Origin of the sequence: Streptomyces sp. V1I1, from assembly GCF_030817355.1 — a bacterium.
Taxonomy (GTDB): domain Bacteria; phylum Actinomycetota; class Actinomycetes; order Streptomycetales; family Streptomycetaceae; genus Streptomyces.
This window is the reverse complement of the sequence record NZ_JAUSZH010000001.1, coordinates 102,846-120,967: the sequence shown is the minus strand read 5'-3', so window position 1 is coordinate 120,967 and position 18,122 is coordinate 102,846. Positions and strand designations below refer to the sequence as shown.

At 68.3% G+C, this 18,122-nt stretch carries 12 protein-coding genes and 3 pseudogenes; 8 read left to right on the top strand and 7 right to left on the bottom strand.

Going from position 1 to position 18,122, the window contains the following annotated elements:
* Positions 1-36 precede the first annotated feature (36 nt).
* From QFZ67_RS00580 to QFZ67_RS00570, 3 genes are all read left to right on the top strand, one after another.
* Positions 37-5,538 (top strand): DNRLRE domain-containing protein, encoded by a 5,502-nt coding sequence (locus tag QFZ67_RS00580; protein WP_307659139.1) that lies wholly within the window; start codon positions 37-39, stop codon positions 5,536-5,538.
* Positions 5,539-5,542: 4 nt separating this feature from the next.
* Positions 5,543-5,782 (top strand): hypothetical protein, encoded by a 240-nt coding sequence (locus QFZ67_RS00575; RefSeq protein WP_307659138.1) that lies wholly within the window; start codon positions 5,543-5,545, stop codon positions 5,780-5,782.
* A 119-nt stretch (positions 5,783-5,901) separates the two neighbouring features.
* Positions 5,902-6,909 carry an FKBP-type peptidyl-prolyl cis-trans isomerase gene (locus tag QFZ67_RS00570; protein WP_307659137.1) on the top strand — a complete coding sequence of 336 codons (1,008 nt, stop codon included), beginning with the start codon at positions 5,902-5,904 and terminating at the stop codon, positions 6,907-6,909.
* A gap of 204 nt (positions 6,910-7,113) precedes the next feature.
* On the opposite strand, the gene QFZ67_RS00565 is transcribed toward QFZ67_RS00570, so the two are convergent.
* The 4 genes and pseudogenes from QFZ67_RS00565 to QFZ67_RS00555 form a co-directional block, all read right to left on the bottom strand.
* Positions 7,114-7,845, bottom strand: a complete 732-nt coding sequence (locus tag QFZ67_RS00565; protein WP_307659136.1) for a transposase — start codon at positions 7,843-7,845, stop codon at positions 7,114-7,116.
* Between the two features lie 37 nt (positions 7,846-7,882).
* Complete coding sequence (locus QFZ67_RS00560) at positions 7,883-8,341, bottom strand: hypothetical protein (RefSeq protein ID WP_373429907.1); 459 nt, start codon at positions 8,339-8,341, stop codon at positions 7,883-7,885.
* A 91-nt stretch (positions 8,342-8,432) separates the two neighbouring features.
* Positions 8,433-8,558 (bottom strand): annotated as a pseudogene (locus tag QFZ67_RS38905) (hypothetical protein); the annotation flags it as partial.
* A gap of 153 nt (positions 8,559-8,711) precedes the next feature.
* Complete coding sequence (locus QFZ67_RS00555) at positions 8,712-9,626, bottom strand: hypothetical protein (RefSeq protein ID WP_307659134.1); 915 nt, start codon at positions 9,624-9,626, stop codon at positions 8,712-8,714.
* A gap of 305 nt (positions 9,627-9,931) precedes the next feature.
* Here QFZ67_RS00555 and QFZ67_RS00550 point away from each other — a divergent pair, with 305 nt between their 5' ends.
* Complete coding sequence (locus QFZ67_RS00550; protein WP_307659133.1) at positions 9,932-11,401, top strand: hypothetical protein; 1,470 nt, start codon at positions 9,932-9,934, stop codon at positions 11,399-11,401.
* 208 nt (positions 11,402-11,609) lie between these two features.
* Positions 11,610-12,416 (top strand): IS5 family transposase, encoded by an 807-nt coding sequence (locus tag QFZ67_RS00545; protein ID WP_307665692.1) that lies wholly within the window; start codon positions 11,610-11,612, stop codon positions 12,414-12,416.
* Between the two features lie 577 nt (positions 12,417-12,993).
* Here QFZ67_RS00545 and QFZ67_RS00540 read toward each other — a convergent pair.
* The 3 genes from QFZ67_RS00540 to QFZ67_RS00530 form a co-directional block, all read right to left on the bottom strand.
* Entirely contained in the window at positions 12,994-13,536 is a 543-nt protein-coding gene (locus tag QFZ67_RS00540; protein ID WP_307659132.1) for a hypothetical protein, read from the bottom strand.
* Positions 13,537-13,743: 207 nt separating this feature from the next.
* Positions 13,744-14,163: a hypothetical protein gene (locus QFZ67_RS00535; RefSeq protein WP_307659131.1), complete on the bottom strand. Its 420-nt coding sequence runs from the start codon at positions 14,161-14,163 to the stop codon at positions 13,744-13,746.
* Between the two features lie 176 nt (positions 14,164-14,339).
* Positions 14,340-15,812: a glycoside hydrolase family 16 protein gene (locus QFZ67_RS00530; RefSeq protein WP_307665691.1), complete on the bottom strand. Its 1,473-nt coding sequence runs from the start codon at positions 15,810-15,812 to the stop codon at positions 14,340-14,342.
* A gap of 1,169 nt (positions 15,813-16,981) precedes the next feature.
* Here QFZ67_RS00530 and QFZ67_RS00525 point away from each other — a divergent pair.
* From QFZ67_RS00525 to QFZ67_RS38895, 3 genes and pseudogenes are all read left to right on the top strand, one after another.
* On the top strand, positions 16,982-17,860 hold the full coding sequence (locus QFZ67_RS00525; protein ID WP_307659130.1) for a hypothetical protein: 879 nt from the start codon (positions 16,982-16,984) through the stop codon (positions 17,858-17,860).
* A pseudogene (locus QFZ67_RS38900) lies at positions 17,857-18,024 on the top strand (hypothetical protein); the annotation flags it as partial. The gene QFZ67_RS00525 and the pseudogene QFZ67_RS38900, both read left to right, overlap by 4 nt.
* Positions 17,969-18,121, top strand: a pseudogene (locus tag QFZ67_RS38895) (hypothetical protein); the annotation flags it as partial. The pseudogenes QFZ67_RS38900 and QFZ67_RS38895, both read left to right, overlap by 56 nt.
* Position 18,122 lies beyond the last annotated feature (1 nt).

Sequence of the window (18,122 nt, the reverse complement as noted above, 5' to 3'; positions counted from 1 at the left end):
AGGACACGGGACAGTCGGTGGATCGAGGCTAAGCCGGTGTTGAAGGGCAACACTGCCACCTACCCGGACGCGGTACCCGGCGGGGATGTGTTGGTCACCGCGCTGCCGGAGGGCTTCTCCCACTCAGTGGTGCTGCACGAGCGGCCTGACGGGCCGGTGGAGTTCCGCCTGCCGGTGGCCGCCGAAGGTCTGACCTTGAAGGAGACGTCGGACGAGCGGCTGGAGTGGCAGGACACCAAGGGCAAGGAGGTCGCCGCTGCTCCGCCGCCAGTGATGTGGGATGCCTCGGAGGATGCGAAGTCCCAGGAGCCGGAGAACGCTGCGCCGGTTAGCGCGAGCGTGGAGACGGCCGCCGACGGCGACCAGGTTCTGGTGCTCAAGCCGAGTGAGCAATTCCTCTCCGACCCGGACGTGACGTATCCGGTGGTGGTCGACCCGACGAATACCCTGGCAGGGCCGACCACGGATACCTGGATCCAGTACGACGCCTATCCGGCCAGTCAACGCGGGTCGACGGAGCTGAAGGCCGGCACCTACGACGGGGTGCAGAAGGCCCGCTCCTTCCTGAAGTTCGACGTGGCAACGTACACGGGCAAAAAGATCGTCGACACCGACCTGCGCCTGTACTCGTACTACTCCTCGACCTGCTCGACATCCGGTTCGGGTGTGCAGGTCCGGCGGATCACCTCCTCCTGGGACCCGTCCGCGATCTCATGGTCCGCGCAGCCATCAACGACCGCCACAGGGGCTGTGACGTCGACCGCGGCCAAGGGATACAACTCCACCTGCCCCGCCGGCCAAGTCTCGTGGGACGTGGACACGATCGTGCAGGACTGGGCGGACGGCCAGACCAACCACGGCATCCGCCTCGCGGCGGTCAACGAGACCGACACACTCACCTGGCGGCGCTACCGCTCGTCCAACTATGTCGACGGCTCACACGACCCCACCTTCGAGCCGTCGCTGACGGTGACCTACAACTCCTACCCGGCCATGCCGACCTCGCAGGCGATATCCCCGAGCGTGGTGAACGCCTACAACGGCAAGCGGTACGTCACCTCGCTGACGCCGATCCTGTCGGCCAAGGTCACTGACGCGGACGGCGGAAACGCGCAGGCTCAGTTCGAGATCACCCCCGACCCGGCCTACGCCGACACCACCTACAGCTACACGGCCTACGGCAAGACGGTGGCCTCTGGCTCCACCTCCACCCTGACGGTGCCGACGGCCAACGCCTTCCCGGCCGGCTCACATCTGCGCTACCGGGTCCGCAGCTACGACGGATCCCTGTACGGATCGTGGACCGGCTACACGGTGTTCGTGCTGAATACAGGTAAGCCGGCTGCTCCGAGCATTACGTGCTCGCCGTACACGCAGGACACCTGGACGGCCAAGGCCACCAACGGTGCGCAGTGCACCCTTGACACCAGCTCCACCGACGGTCAGGGCTACTACTGGGGGCTGAATGACCCCAACACCCCCAACCGTATCGACGACACCACCGACGGCAGCGGCGGTGACCCGCTCACCGTCACGGTCAACCCGGCCGATGGCTGGCACACCCTGTACGCCAAGACCGTCGACTCCGGCGGCAACCTGTCCACCACCACGACCCAGTACAAGTTCGGCGTCGGCGCCGACGGCGCCGCCCTGCTCGCGCCGGGTGACGGAGAGCGTCCCGCGCGCCGGGTCGCCCTGGCCGCCTCGGGCAAGCCCACCTACACCGGTGTGACGTATCAGTATCGGCGTGGCGAGACCGCGTCCTGGCAGAACGTGCCACTGTCCGACGTCACCAAGAACTCCGATGGTTCGGCCATCACCTCGTGGCCGCTGGCCGCACCCAACGGAGCGCCGCCGGCCCTGGCGTGGAACATCACCTCCACCTTCGCCGAGGACGGTCCCATCGAGCTGCGGGCCGCCTTCACCGACGGCACCACCACCGGGTACTCGCCGGTCAGCACGGCCGTCGTCGACCGCAACGCCGGCACCGCGCCGTCCGAGGAGATCGGTCCCGGTCAGGTCAACCATCTGACGGGCGACTACGTGCTCCTGGCCACCGACGCCTCGGCCTTCGGCCTGGACGTCACGCGCACGGCTTCCTCCCGTCGCCCCACCGGGGGGGCCTCCGCGGAGGGCCAGGCAGCGATCTTCGGCCCGCAGTGGACCTCCGGCACGATGGCGGAGGCCTCGGAGTCGAGCTGGGCCTATGTCCGCACGACATCCGCGACCTCGGTCGCGGTCGTCGACATGTACGGTCAGCAGACCGGCTTCACCGCAGCCAGCGGCGGCGGCTGGAAGGCCGAGCCGGGTGCCGGGGAACTCACCCTCACCGGGTCGCTGACCGGGTCCTTCACGCTGAAGGAGACCGACGGAACCACCACGACGTTCGCGAAGGTCGACGCGGCGGCCACCACCTGGCAGGCCTCGACCACCTACCGGCCGTCCGACAACACCACCACCACGGTGGTCTCCGAGAAGGTGGTGTCCGGAAGCACCACGCTGGCGCGGCCCAAGCTGCTGATCGCGCCGACGTCCGCGGTGCCGAGCGGCACCTGTGCGGCGACACCGTCGACCAAGGGCTGCCGACTGCTGGAGTTCGTCTACGCGACCTCCACCACCGCGACGGCCACCGCCTTCGGTGACATCGCCGGTCAGGTGCGGGAGATCCGCCTGTGGTCCACCGCACCGGGTGCGGCGAACGCGACGTCCGTCGCCGTGCAGACGTACCTCTACGACAGCGCCGGGCGGCTCCGACAGGCGTGGAATCCGCAGATCAGCCCGGCGCTGAAGACCGAGTACGGCTACGACAGCGCACACCGGGTCAGCACCCTCACCCCGCCGGGCGAGCTGCCGTGGACCTTCACCTACGGCAAGGCGGGCAATGCCGCCACCGCCGGGGACGGCATGCTCCTGAAGGTCTCCCGGCCCACACTCACCCCGGGCAGCAGGACCGTCACCAACGGGACCGCGACGACGAGCGTGGTCTACGACGTCCCGCTGACCGGTACCGACGCGCCCTATGCCATGGGCGCGAGTGACGTGGCGGCGTGGGGCCAGACGGATGTGCCCACCGACGCAACGGCGGTGTTCCCCGCCGATGCCGTTCCGGCCTCGAACGACGGTGCGGCTCTGACCGCGGGCAGCTACACCCGCGCGGGCATCTCGTACATCGACGCGTCGGGCCGGCAGGTCAACACCGCTTCCCCCGGCGGCCGCATCGGTGCCTCCGAGTTCGACCACTTCGGCAACGTCGTCCGCGAACTGACCGCCGGCAACCGGGAGCTGGCCCTGGCCACCTCCGGTGCCGCGCTCGACGAGCTGACCAGGCTCGGTCTCAACGCCCTGTCGACCGCCGACCGCGCCCAGCAGCTGTCCACCACGTTCGTCCACTCGGCGGACGGCCAGCGGAAGCTGGGGGAGTACGGTCCGCTGCACCTTGTCACCCTGGAGAAGCAGCTCGCGGCCGGCACGGGAGGCACAGCCCTGTCGGCGGGGACGGAGGTCCCGGCCCGCAAGCACACCGTCAACACCTACGACGAGGGCCGTCCCACCGGTGCCACGGTCTCCGGCCTGCTCACCAGCAGCCGCGTCGGCGCCTACGTCGACGGCTATCCCGCCGACGGCGACGTGCGCACCACCGCCACCACATACGACTGGACCAAGGGGCTTCAGACCTCCACCATCAGTGACCCGAGCGGCCTGAAGATCACCAGGAAGACGGTGTACGACGCCTCCGGGCGCGTGATCAAGACCATCAAGCCGATGTCCACCGGCACCGACGCCGGTACGACGGTGACCACGTACTGGTCCGCCGCCGGTACCGGTACGTGCCAGGGACGGCCGGAGTGGGCCGACCTGGTCTGCTCGGTGGGACCGGCCGGTGCCGTCACGGGCAGCGGGACCAACCCCGCCGAACTGCCCACCAGGTCCACCGAGTACGACTGGTGGGGCAACCCCGCCAAGGTCACCCGGACGGCCAACGGATCGACCGGCACCGCGACCACGACCTATGACGGCGCGGGCCGCGTCGTGCGGGTCTCCGTCGCGGGCGGCGGCGACCCGGTGTCCGACATCACCACCACCTACGACGAGAAGACCGGAAAGGTCGCGACCGTCGCCTCCGGCACCGTCACCGCGACCCACGCGTACGACGACCTCGGCCGAGAGGTGACCTACACCGACGGAGCGGGCAACACCGCGACGCGGGAGTACGACGCCCTCAACCGCCTGACGAAGGCCGTCGAATCGGCTCCGTCCACCACCACCTACGTCTACGACACGGCGAAGGACCCCCGGGGCCTCGCCACGTCGCTGACGGACTCGGAGGTGGGCACCTTCTCCGGTACGTACGACGCGGACGGCAACGTCAAGACCGAGACGCTTCCCGGCGGCTACACCGTCGCCGTCACGAGGGACGCCACCGGCACCGAGACCGCCCGTACCTACACCAGCACCACCGATCAGACCGTGCCGCTGGCGGACACCATCGCCCAGACTGTGCACGGCAGCCCCGCGGAACGCGCCCACACGACGGGCGTCACCATCGGGTCGTCCTTCCAGTACGACGCGGTCGGCCGCGGGGTCCGGGCGGACACGGCACAGGACACCGCGTGCACCCGCAAGGCCGATGAGTACGACGGCAACAGCAACCTGATCAAGCAGACGACGTTCGAGTCCGCCTGCGCGACCATCGACACGGCCACGGGCGTCGCCAAGACGTTCGCCTTCGACAGCGCCGACCGCCCGGTCGACAGCGGCTACTCGTACGACGTCTTCAGCCGCTGGCTCACCCGGCCCGACGGCAGCAGTCAGAAGTACTTCGGCAACGACATCACCAGCCAGGAAACCGTCGGCGGCAACCGCCAGTCGTGGACGCTAGACGCCGAGGGCCGGCCGGGGGAGTGGAGCACTCAGAAGCAGAACACGGACGGCACCTGGAGCCTCCTCGACACCTCCACCCACCACTACGCACAGGAAGGAGGCCGTCCCATGTGGACGGCGAACGGTGCGGGGATCACGCGAGAGGTGCAGGATCTTGACGAGCGCACTGCCGTGAAGATCCGCAGCGGCGTCCCGTTCCTTCAGCTCACGGACCTGGACGGGGAGGTCGCCGCGGAGATCCAGCTCCCGTCGTCCTCGGGAATGAGCACCATGAGCGCGTACGGAGTCACCGCCCTCGGCAGCTTCAGCTACTCGTTCGCCGGGTTCACGATCAGTGTCCCCACCGGATGCTTCATGGACCACAAGATCAGCGGCAGCGGAAAGTACATCAATTACGAATGGGCGGCCGTGGACTGCTACTACGCCGCCGCCTTCTCGAGGTTCTGCAACTCGCGGATCGACTTCGCCTACATCAACACGAGCGGCACCACGTACAGAACCAGCAAGGGAAGGACGCACTACACCTGCTACTGGGGCCAGGTGCCCCTGCGCTATGCACCGGGCAACCGGACGCTGCCGTACTACGGCAAGGCCTGCGCCAAGATCTATGTGAACAGCCAGAGGAAGGGCACGCAGTGTCACTACATCACTAGATGACGGCATGTCGATGACCGGGCATGACGACGAATGGCCGACAACGAAGATGTGGCTGGCGGAACTGGCCGTCTTCGCCGCCGCCTCGGCGGCGACCTTCTTCGGGTTCCTGAAGTTCCTGCCCGGCCCACGCCCGGTCACGCTGGAGGCCGGGGCATCGGTCCTGCTGATCGCGGTCTCCATGGGGGTCGGCGTGTTCGCTGGCAACCGGTTCAGGGCCTGGGGACTGCGCCGCAGAAGGAAGTAGCCGCAAGGCGTTCCATCGGCTGCTCCACCCTCGCTGACCGCGCGGCACCTCGGTGCTGCGCGGTCAGCGACATTGAGTGCGATGTCGGCACTCATATCTTGCGAACCACAAGGACTTTCATGCGTCGAATCGCCATGCTGCTCACCGCATCCGTTCTGGTGACGGGTTGCAGCGGTGAGAAATCCTCATCCGCCGCTCCGGACGGTCACCGTGCCCTGGCCGTCCCCACCGTCTCCGCGCCACGGCAGGCTGTGCCGGCGGCCGTGGCGACGGACACGACACTGCCCAAGGTCTCGGGGGAGTTCGGCCGGAGGGCCGCCCTCACCATCCCCAAGGAGAAACCCAGCGGAAAGTTCGTCGTCACCAGCCTCCTCCAGGGTCACGGACCCAGGATCGGCGACAACGACGTCGTGGTCGTCGACTACACCGCCAAGACCTGGAAGAGCGGCACGGATCTGCCCGGCACCTACAACGAGGGCCAGGGCCCCAAGGTCTTCCCCGTCGGCCGGGGCGCCGTGATTCCCGCACTCGACCGCGCCGTCCGCGGACAGCAGGCCGGCAGCCGCGTTCTGGTGGTGGCTCCGCCGGCCGCGGCCTACGGCGCGTCGGGCAACGCCGGGCTCAAGGTCGCCGGCACCGACACTGTCGTCTTCGTCATCGACATCAAGAAGGTCATCGGCGCGAAGTCGACCGTCCGAGGGCAACAGCAGGAGGTGCCGGACACCCTGCCCCAGGTGCACGCCGACCGGTCCGGCGTCACGCTCGCGATACCCGGCACCGGCGCGCCCAAGCGCCTTGAATCCCGGTCCCTCGTCGAGGGATCGGGGAGGAGGATCGCAGCCGGTGACACGGTGGTGCTCCGGCACGCCGGTGCGGTCTGGGGCGCCAACCGGGGCGAAGAGCAGGCCACGCTCTTCGACTCCTCCTGGCTCCAGGGCCCCGGCGTCGCCGTCGTCGGCCGCGGAAACCTCATTAAGGGGCTCGACCAGGCCCTGGTCGGCGCCGAGGTGGGAAGCAGGATGCTGCTCGTGGTCCCTCCGGAGCTCGCCTACGGCTCCCAGGCCCAGAAAGACATCCCGGCCAGGTCCACCCTGGTCTTCGTCGTCGACATCCTGGCGGCGGAGTAGGACCGAGCGGTGGTGCGGGGCGCGTCATCGCGGTACGTCGCGAACGCGCCCCCACACCACCGCCGACCGGTGGTCGGACGATCACACGTTCGGGACGGTCTCGTAGCGGGGCGTGCCTCACCATGATCGGTAGAGCAACGGTTCTAACGGGTTGGTGCGTGATGGGTCTGTCCAATGAACGGTGTAACTCGCAATGCCCCGCAGTTAAGGTCCTGACCTGCCTGTCAAGAGACTGGTGGGTGGAGTGATCTCGGAGGTGATGGTCACCTTACGCATTGGTTTGTCCCACTTGGATTTGTTGTAGGCGAAGGGAGAGATCGGCCGTTTGATGCGGCGGGGCCAGATCCGGGTTCGCCGTCGTGCCGGACCCAGCGCCCGTGGATGAAGAACTGCCGAGCGGATCCTGGGAGTTGGACGGGCTTCGTGTTCGGGGACTGTGCCGGTGGCGTTGATTACGGTGAGGCGGGCGGTCCGCAGGGTGACGGTCAGGGAGATGCGGTCGGGATCGATGCCGGTCTCTACTGCGGCATCGGCAGCGATGTGCCGGGCCGCCTGATAGACAACAAGCAGGCCGAAGAGCTCTTGCCGGATGCCGTCGACAGTGCGGGAACGCAGGATTCTGCCGCTGCCTCGCAGGGTGACCTTCAGGCCGTAGAAGGCCGTCTCGGCTTCCCAGCGTTCGTGGTAGAGGGCGATGAGTTCCTCCGCTGGGTAGGCATCGGGGTCCAGCAGCGTGGTGACCAGGCGGAGGGTGCCGGTCCTGGTGTTGCCGTCGGCACCGGTCGCGGTGACGATGGCATCGATCACCCGGACTGGGACCCCCTCGACCTGGGGTGGAACCGGGCGGGGATGACGGGCCCAGTACCGCAGCCGGTCCCGGCCGCGGACATCGGCGACCATGGACAGATAGGAACCGTCCGGGAGAGTGTGGATCATGGCCAGGCTCCGGTTGTTCTGGATCCGCCACAGCAGATCAGCCCCCGGTGGCCACCGCCTTGCACATCAGCGGATACCCGTCCGAGGCGCGATCGGCGAGCACCAGCGGGCCCGGCCGGAGCGACCGACACAGGACGGCGTTTTGCTCGGGCTCCGGTGTGTCGTGCGGGCCGAAGACGACATCGATCAGCGCCCTCGTGCCGCACTCCACCAAAGCCGACAGCTTCAGTGCCGGATAGCTGCCCGGCCCATGACAGCTGATCTTCCGGCCGAAGAATCCAGCAGTCTCCGGGGTGTCCGCGATCTGCAGCCCGGTGCCGTCCCAGGCCACCGTCCGCAGCCCCCGCCACCACGCTCCGGAACAATCCGCTTTGGCCGCAGGCCCTTTGAGCCGATCGAACAGGATGGCCAGCGGAGCTGACCCAACCCTCCTGCGGGCTTGACGCAACGCGGCCTCTGACGGCGCCACGTCCTCGCCGTCCAGGCCGGCGGTCAACGCTGCCCACACCCCCAGATAGCCCTCCCGTGCCAAACAACGACAGCGCGAGTACGAAGTACACCGTGACCCGGGCAGGTAACTTGCGGGTCCGCCGCTGGACCCGCCGCGTCAGTGCAAGCGCCTCATCTACCAGGGCGGGCGTGATGATCTGTGTCAGCTCTCCGAGATGGCCGGCCGCGAACGCGCGACCCTGCCCCCGTCCCGGTACGGGCATGCCAAACTCGATGAACAACGGGGCTCCGTCAGAACAGAGGATCTTGGTCGACTCTCTGTCCTACGCGGAGTCCCGCCCTCATGTCCCGGCTTCCCCGAACCGCTTGACAGGCAGGTCAGGACCCTAACTGCGGGGCATTGGTGTAACTCCCGATCATGGAAGATGCACCGATGACCAGCAAGAACGTGACAGAGCCCGAGGCCGTTGAGTCGGCTGATCCGCAGCCGTCGAGGTCCGCGGACGATCAGCTGATCGACGAGCTGATGGGCCGGGCCCAGGCCGAGGGCCTGCAGCTGACCGGCGAGGGCGGCCTGCTCCAGCAGCTGACCCAGCGGCTGCTGGAGTCCGCCCTGGAGGACGAGAGCCGACGTTCGCCTGACTGGTGGTGGGCAGGTGATCGGGGCCGAGGAGTTCAAGACCGAAGTCGCGCTGTGCGGAGACCAGGAGGTCGGCGCTGGTGTAGCCGGTGTCGACCAGGTGCATGTCGGGCAGCAGGCCGCGCTCGTCCAGTCGCACGTGCACGTCGGCGGTGGCCTCCACGTCCGTCGTGGTGCTCTCGGTAGTCGCGACATGGGTGATCACGTGCGGTGCGTCAGGCTCGCACGTCTCGGTCAGATGCACCTTGTATCCGGTCCAGCGGGGCCCCCGTTTGACCGATGCGCGGTCCTCGGGATCAAAAAAGGGGAGCGGATCAGCACCCGCCGGCGGCAGTCGCTTGTCCTGGCGCCAGAGCACCTCACCGTCCTGGACGCTGTAGTGCTGAACCCAGATCCGCCGGAGCACGTCGACGGCGGCCAGTTCACGCAGCCAGCCGGGAGCGTCCTGGCTGTAGACCGCCGTGAGCAGGGCGAAGCCGTCGGAACCGATGGTCAGGGCGTACTCAGTGCGGGCCGCGTCGCCGACCGACAGCTGGAAGGCGTCCACCCGCCGCTCGTAGCGATCGAACCACTCCCGGGGCGAGAGAGCAGTCAGCCACTGCGGGACGGCCACCGCCAGCGCCTCCAGGGCAGCCCGCATCGTCTCGGTGACCAGCTCCAGCCGGTTCAGGGTCCTGCTCGCAGCCAGCACCCGGGTCGAGTCGGTCCGGGGTCCGAGTAGGAATGGACCAGGAAACCGCGGTTGCTGTCAGAAGTTTTGACGGCCGTGATCCGGGCCACCAGGGTGTGCGGGTGAGCGATGGGGCGGGGCCGGAATACGAGCGAGACGTGCCACACGCCAGCGGCCAGGTAGGTCGCAGGCGCGAATCGGTGTCGTGGGCGGGTGGCGAGGACGTCCGCACACGGGAAGAGGGGTCCCAGTAGTTCTACATAATCGGCTACGTAATTGTTTGGTGGGGGATGTCGGGTTGGGGGTGGTGTGTCGGTGGGGACTGGTTGGATGCGGGTATGTCAGATGATTTGAACGTTGATGGGGCTGTAGACGGGCGATTGGTGGATCCGGGGTTTCTGGTGAATGCCGACCCGGGTGAGGTGCTGGGCCTGGTGGACGCGGCCTTGGGGCCTGCCGCGCGGTTGGCGGGGGCGGTGTACCGGGAGTCGGCCCATCTGGATCGGTACGTGACGGCGGGTGCGCGGCGGCAGTTGCTGGCGTTGAATGCTGCCCGGTTCGGGGACCGGGAGCTGGCAGCGCGGATCACCTCCGTGCCGGTGGAGGGTAAACCCGACGCATGGTGGGCAGTGGAGTGGGCTACCAGCAGCATGATCGACCTCCGCTTCCGGCACGCGCTCCCCGGCCACACGGACACGGTGAGTGCGGTGGCGACGGGGGTGGTGGAGGGCCGGCCTGTCGTTGTCACCGGAAGCTGGGACAAGACGGTGCGGGTGTGGGATCTGGCTACCGGCCGACCCGTCGGCGAGCCCTTCGCCAACGGCGGAGTGGCGACGGCGGTGGTGGAGGGCCGGTCTGTCGCCGTTACCGGCAGCCGGAACGGGACGGTGCGGGTGTGGGACCTGGCCACTGGTCGGCCGGTCGGTGAGCCCCTCACTGGCCACACCGGTGGGGTGTGGGCGGTGGCGACGGCGGCGGTGGAGGGCCGGCCTGTCGTCGCTGCCGCCGACGGCGAAAAGACGGTGCGGGTGTGGGACCTGGCCACCGGCCAGCCAATCGGCGAGCCCCTCACTGGCCACACTGAGCCGGTACGCGTAGTGGCGACGGCAGTGGTGGAGGGCCGGCCAGTCGCCGTCACCGGCAGCTCCGACGAGACGGTGCGGGTGTGGGACCTGGCCACCGGCCAGCCAGCCGGGCCGGAGTTGGTGTTTCCCGCGGAGGTGAGCGCGGTGGCTGTTGCTGCGGATGGCCGGCTGGTGGTGGGGTTCGGCTGGGAGGTGGCGGTGCTGGCCCGGTGCCGCTCCGTGCCGTGGACCCCGTTCACCGGCGTCACGGTCCCGACCATGAAAGTCGTGAACGTGATGTCCAGCCTCCCTACCCCCACCGCTGGTGACGACTGGGAGTCGTCACTGACGCAGGCCTTCGGCGTCCTGCTGGGCCACCCGCTCTCGGACTTCGATTCCGGCGCGGAATACGCGGCCTACTACAGCGGCAACTGGCTCTACGAGACCGAGCTCGACAGGGATCCCGCCTGGTTGGAGCCGGCCGCTCTCACCGGCCGGGAGACGATAACCAACGAGAACCTGCTGCTGCTCGACGAAGTGGGCTATCCGGAGCTGCGGTTCGACGCGAGTCGGTCGCTGTTTGAGATCTACACCGACGCGGCGGAGTTCCCAGACGCTTTCAAAGAAGACCTGGCGGCTGTCAAACTGGCAGGTCCCGACCACTGGCCTCAGAAGCCTTCCGCTTACCGTTCGACAGGCTTGATCAGTCGAACACGGTTCCTGTTCGGGTGATCTCTCGGCAGCCGTGGCATAACGGCAGGGCCTCCTGGTAGCTCGGGGTTGCGATCCCAACCGAGCAGCACCAGGAGGCCCTGTGTCGCAGTCTTTCGTGCTCGCGTCCGCGGAGTCCAACGCGCCGTCACCGGAGTGTGACTGCCTCGCGCACAGGTTCGGCAACGCGGCGGACGGTCCGGAGCGTGTCCGGTGTTACGGCTCCGACCTGACGGAGGCGGAGTGGCAGGTCGTGCGGCCGTTGCTGCCGGTGCCCGCGTGGCTTCAGGGGCGGGGCGGTCGGCCGGAGGGCTTCTGCCACCGTGTGATGCTGGACGCGGTGCGCTATGTGGTCGACAACGGCGTCAAGTGGGCCAACCTGCCTGCGGACTTCCCGCCGTATCGGCGGGTGCACGCCTTCGCCCGCCGCTGGCAGGTTACGGGCCTGCTTGCCGAGCTCCACGACCGGTTGCGCGACAGGGTGCGCCAGGAGGAGGGCCGCTCACCGGACCCGACGGCCGCGATCGTGGACTCGCAGTCGGTGCGAGCGGCCGCGAACATCCCGCGCTCCACGTCCGGCTGGGACGGCGGGAAGAAGGTGGGAGGCCGCAAGCGGCACCTGGTGGTGGACTGTCTCGGCCTGGTTCTGGCGGTCGTGGTGACCGCGGCGAGTGTCCAGGACCGGGACGCGGGAGTACCGCTGCTTGAGCGGCTGCGCACGCTGTATTTCTCCATCCGCCTCGTCTGGGCGGACGGCGGTTATGCGGGCCGGCTGGTGGACTGGGCGGCCGAGAAGTGCCGGCTCACCCTTCAGATCGTCAAACGTTCCGACGACACAACGGGGTTCGTGGTGCTGCCGCGCAGGTGGGTGGTGGAAAGAACGCTGAGCTGGCTGATGCGTTCGCGTCGTCTGGTGCGTGACTACGAGACGCTGCCCGCCATGCACGAGGCCATGGTGCTGTGGTCCATGACCATGCTCATGAGCGGCCGCCTGGCCGGACGCCGCCCGGGTGCTTTCAGCCGGCCGGCACCGTGAGCGCGGTGAACACCCCCGGCCGCACCTGCAGGATCCAACCCCGTTCCACCAGGCGTTTCGCCTTCGACCGCAGCCCCTCGACCTTCGCCGGAACTGCTTCCAGGCCGAGGGACACAGCCAGTTGCTGACACCGCAGACCTGCCCGGCCTGCGTCCGACTCCAGTACTCCAGTACCTCCACGATGCGCTGGTAATCCGATGCCAGGACGGACGCCGTCATGCCCTCGATCCGGTGCGGCACCACCGATCCCGCCACCGCCCTTGGCGCCGGCTCCGCTGCTTCGGAGGCCGGCTCGGTCAGTACCTCGGTCACCGTGACCCGGGCATCCACCAGACGGTGAAGTGCGCGTTCCGCCTCACCGAGCGCGGCCTGCACCCGTTCGGCCTCCTCCCGCAGCCACGCGACCTCTTCCCGGATCTTCTTCTCCCGGGCCTCCAGCAGACCAAGCACCGACGCCACCAGCCACCTCCACGAGCCAGACGAGCGGACGAACCACGCCCATCTCTCCCGCCACCGGCCGGAGTTCATGCCCACCCACCCCGAACTAAACGATCACGTTCGGAAAGCGGATGGCGTCTCAGTCCTTGGGGAATGGAGCTGGTTTGAAGGCTGGTTCCTGCGGTGGAGGGTTGGGCTGAGGTTGGGTGTCTGGCGGTGGTGGAGTGGTACGCAGGCTGGCTTCGATGCGGTCGCTGCCGTGACGGATGGTGGTCGGGGAGGGTGGTGCTGGCCAGATGCTCAAGAGGTATTCCTCGACGGGTTGGTTCTGGACGCCGTCGGGGTTGGTCTGGCGGCCGCGGGCGTGGACGCGCAGCCGGTACCAGCCCGGTCCGGCTGCGCTGAGAAGGGGAAGGGTAGTGACGGTTCCTTGTTCGAAGGAGTCGACGCGCAAGTGGCCGTGAGGAGCGTGCACGCTGGCCTCGACGACTTCCTCCCAGGACCTGTCGTCTTCGTGGGGTGCTGAAGTGGTCAGGTCGACGCGCACGCGAACGTAGCCGATGTGGATGCCGGTGCTGATCACCGCGCCGTGGGACATGACGGCCACGAGGCCGTTGGACCAGTCTGCTGTCTCGATGGGGATGTCCCCGTTGTCGAGAACGCCGAACGAAAGGTCATCCACGCGGACGGTGGCCCAGGGACTCGTCATGTGATCACCGCTCAGATCGGGGGTGCGGGGTGGGCGGCCGCACGCGCGAGGCTTGGCGAGCGGCCCGTGCAAGGCTGTCCGGGGCGGGAGATGAATTTACCCGCGACGCCGTACTGGTACTGGGATCAGCGAGGAGGCGGTGGTCGGTCTCTCGCTTACAAACCACTCGCTATTGGTGCGTCAGGGGGTGACGACGCGGAAGCGATCGCCTTCCAGGACGCGTTGGCTCCGGTAGAACTGTGTATTCAATCCGCCTTGGGCGCTGTTCTCCGCGGCCGGGATCATGCAGGCACTCGCACCCCTTGGACCGGTCTGGCGCGGCAGGTTGAAGGAGCAGTCGTCGAAGGTGCGCCGCGCTCCGCCGGCGCTGAGCCCTTGCTGAGAGGTGGCCAACGGGTACTCATCGCAGCTCTTGCCCGGGATGCTGGGGGCGTCACCGCAAGCCTTGTTGCGGTTGTCGTCGATGACCGACTGGGTGGTTGTCCGGGTCAGCGGGGCGTCGAACGTCGCTCCGGACAGCCCGGAAGACGCATGCCCGTTTCGCGCCTGCTGTGCCTGGCTGATCACCGGATGCCCTCCCTTCGCCACCGTGCGCGCCATCAAAGAGGTGCTGCAGGTTGCCTGCGGATCAACAAGTCCGCGATCGACGGGGGGAATCGACACCGCGCGGGACCGGGCGGTCAGCCCGCGGGGCGGCCCTCGTGGGGGAGGGCCGCCCCTGGAGGGTCGGTTCAAGGGGTGAAGAGAAGTCGGTTTGAAGGGAAGGCCGAAGCGGGTCAGGTGAAGGGGATGGCGACGACCGACTGGTTACCGGTGCCGATCGTGGACGGGGCGTTGCCTATGGCGTTCCATACCTCGACCTTGACCTTGCCGCTGGCGAGGTCGCCGAGGGTGCCGGTGGCGGATTTCAGGCCGCGGCTTTGGGTGTAGTGCTCGTAGCCGGTGACGGGGTCGGTGGCGAAGTAGTTGTACGTCTCCGTGCGGTCCCAGCTGCCGTCGCCCGTCAGGTCGTAGGAGACGCGGATCTGCTGCCCGTCGCCGACCGCGGTACCCGCGTCCACGGAGAGGTCGAACTGGGTGGCGCCGCCGTTGTAGGTGCGGGTGATACCGGAGGCGAGGAAGGTCTGCGGCAGGTACGGCGTTCCGTCGTGGTTCGTCCCGCCGCCCGAGGCCACGGTGACGGTGGAGCCGGTTCCTGTCGAGCTGCCGAGTCCGCCGTCGGAGCGTAGGTAGAGGGTGGGCGAGCCGGACGGCGGGGGTGTGGAGGTGGGTGACGGTGCGGGGGTGGTCGTGGTGGCGCCGGTCCGGCTCCACACGCCGACGTAGTCGACGATCATCGGGTGGCCGGGGTCGGTCGCGGCGGTCGGGGTCGGGCCGCCCAGGGCGTCGGGGAACGCGCCGCCGATGGAGACGTTGAGCAGGATGAAGTAGCCCGCGTGGTCCGTCATGTTGGACCAGGTGGTGGCGTCGACCTGGTTCTGGCTGACGCTGTGGAACTGCACACCGTCGACGTACCACCGCAGCTGGTTGGGGATGACGCTGCGGTCCCACTCGAAGGTGTAGGTGTGGAAGCCGGACTGGCAGGTGGAGTTGGGGCAGGGGCGGCTATTGCCGAGACCTGTAGTCTCGTTGCACGGACCGCCGGGGTTCACACCGCAGTGCAGAGTGCCGAACACGGCGTTCATGCCGTTGACGTTCTCCATGATGTCGTACTCGCCGATGCCGGGCCAGTTCCAGTAGTTGCCTCGGTAGGGCGAGCCGAGCGCCCAGAAGGCCGGCCAGTAGCCGCTGGCGGCCGCACCGGTCACGTTGGGCATCTGGATGCGACCCTCGATGCGCAGGGTGCCGCCGGCCGGTGCTTTGAAGTCCGAGCGCTGGGTCTCGATGCGGGACGAGGTCCAGTTACCGGAGGCGTCGCGCAGGGGCGTGATCCGCAGGTTTCCGGCGCCGTCCAGGCTGATGTTGTTGGTCGACTTGGTGAAGCTCTGGACCTCGTTCGTGCCCCAGTTGGCGGGGCCGCCAGGGTAGGAGTGGCCCTCTTGGAACAGCCAGTTGGTGGACGACGGCAACGTGCCGGCGGCGCCGTTGAAGTCGTCGCTCCACTGCAGGGCCCACCCGGGGGCGGCCGGTGCGGCGCCCTGCGCCGGCGCGGCGAAGAGACCGGCGGCGACGCCGGCGACGGCCAGCGCGGCGGCGATGAGCGCGCCAAAAAGAGCACGGCGGCGGGGCGAAGGTGGAGCGGTGCCTATGGTTCTCGTACTCACTGGGAGGACCTCCGGAGGGCGAAGTGGACCTGCATCTCTTGAGAGCGCTCTCAGCTTTGTAAGGGGGCGCCGGGGGTGCCGTCAACGGAAACAGTGCGTTAACTTCTTGAACATATGGGCTGCCGCGAACGGCACATGCATCAACTCCTCGAAATCCGAGGGCAGTCGGGAAAAGAGGGACCCACATGCGCAGGGGAGCGTTTCGCGTCGGGGCGCCACCCTGGCCCTGCTCCTCACGCCGGCGCAGCTGCGTGCAGGAGGAGCACCCCCAGTACTGAAGCGGACGGGGGCCGCATGACTCCGGGTCTGAGTAGCAGCCATACGGCGGCTAGCGCTGAGATGGATCTTGCTGGCTACTCGGTCTCTGTTCCCTGGAGCATTTGGGCCTGGAGGCGTTGACGAAGATCGGCTTCCTCGGGCGTCAGCGGGGCGCCGGATCCGGGCGGGCTCGGGCCTGCGGGGCAGTTCGTCGTCGACGGCGGTGTCCTCGGCTTCGGCGAGCGCCGGGTAGAGCGAGGGGAGCTTGCCCGCGTTCTGCCCGACCTTGACGGTGACCTTCTTGCGATCTCCGGGTCGGGGATGCCCTTGTAGTTGCGCTCGATCTGCCCGGCGACGGCGAGCACTGCGAAGAACATGGCGCCCATGCCGTTGGGGGTCGTAGATATCGGTGAGCGGGCCGGTGAGGAGTTCGAGCTGGATGCCGCTGGCCTGGAGCTCGGCGGCCTGGCCAGGAGCTTGGGCTCGTGGACGGTGAAGATGACCGGCGTCTCGGGTGCGGCCTCCATGAACTGGTGGGCCAGCGCGAGCGCCTTCTCCAGCTCGGGCCGCCCTGTAGCCCCGTGCGGGAGCGGGAGATTCTCCCGCCCCCGCGCCAGCCTGAATGCTCGCCTCCGTCGGGCTGGAGGACGTCAGCGCGGCCGGGGCGCGCGAGCGGGGGGCCCTTGAGTCGTCTGTGGTCGGTCCAGTTCAAGTCGGTACGGGCTGAAGGTCTGCATCCCCCATCGTCTCTGGATCGGCCGGGCCGTCGAAGCCCCCCAGCCGGAGGCGGCGCGGTGTGGCCAGGGAGGACGGTTCGCTGCTGATTTACCCGCGCCTTCCTCGGCCGGACGACACGGACGGGGTCCTGCCGTTGGCAGGGTGCCCGACTGCGCCTGGTGTACGCCGGGCGGGACAACGCGGAGACGACGTACCGCGTCACCGATCCGCATTCGGGTCCGACCCGCTCGTTCACGGGCAGCCCGTACAACGAGTCCATCGCGTACTGGCTCACGGAGCTCGAGGACCGCAATCTCAACCGCATCATTTTCACTCGCCGCAGCGACGGCGGCCCGGCCACGGTGAGCCATGAGGGCAGCTACGTCCTGCAGTTGACCTGTGAGGACGCTCGCGTACGGGAACTCGCCCTGCGCACCCCCGACGGACCGGTCACCGTCATGACGTACGGCTACGACCCGCAGGGCAACCTCAATGCGGTCACCAACTCCTCCGGCCTGCCGCTGCGTTTCACCTACGACCCGGATGCCCGCATCACGTCATGGACCGACGGCAACGACTCCACCTTCCAGTACGTGTACGACTCCGAGGGCCGCGTCGTCCGCACCATCGGCCCCGACGGCTTCCTCTCCTCCGCCTTCGCCTACGGCACTCACGCCGAGACGGGCGATGGCATCACCCGCTACACCGACTCCACGGGTGACACGACGGTCTTTCATCTCAACGACCGTCTCCAGGCCGTCGCCGAAACCGACCCCCTGGGCAACACCACCCACTTCGAGTTCGACGCATTCGATCGTCTGCTGGCGCAGACAGACGCCCTGGGCAACACCACCCGCTTCGAACGCGACACCCACGGCTACCTCGTCGGCCTCATCGCCCCCGACGGCGTGCGCACCACCGCCGCCTACAACGAGATACGCCTGCCCGTCGAGGTCACCGAGCGCGGTGGCATTCAGCGTCAGTACGCGACCGCACCGCCGTCATCGAGCCCACCGGCGCCAGCACACAGTACGAGTTCAACGACCGCGGCCACGTGACCGGCGTACGCAACGCGGTCGGCGGCGTCACCCGGATCACGACCGACGCGGCCGGCCTGCCGCTGCGGAATACCGCGCCCGACGGCGCGAGCACCGACTGCGCCCGGGATGCCTTCGGCCGCATCATCACCGTCACCGACCCCCTGGGCGGCACACTCCGCCAGGGGTGGACAGCCGAAGGAAAGCCAGCGTGGCGCGAGCTGCCCGACGGCACCCCGGGAGGAATGGACCTGGGACGGCGAGGGCAACCTCGTCGGCCACA

Coding starts and splice junctions, on each gene's coding strand:
- QFZ67_RS00575 (WP_307659138.1), top strand. CDS start 5,543: ATGTCGATGACCGGGCATGACGACGAATGGCCGACAACGAAGATGTGG.
- QFZ67_RS00565 (WP_307659136.1), bottom strand. CDS start 7,845: ATGATCCACACTCTCCCGGACGGTTCCTATCTGTCCATGGTCGCCGAT.
- QFZ67_RS00535 (WP_307659131.1), bottom strand. CDS start 14,163: ATGGCGCGCACGGTGGCGAAGGGAGGGCATCCGGTGATCAGCCAGGCA.
- QFZ67_RS00570 (WP_307659137.1), top strand. CDS start 5,902: ATGCGTCGAATCGCCATGCTGCTCACCGCATCCGTTCTGGTGACGGGT.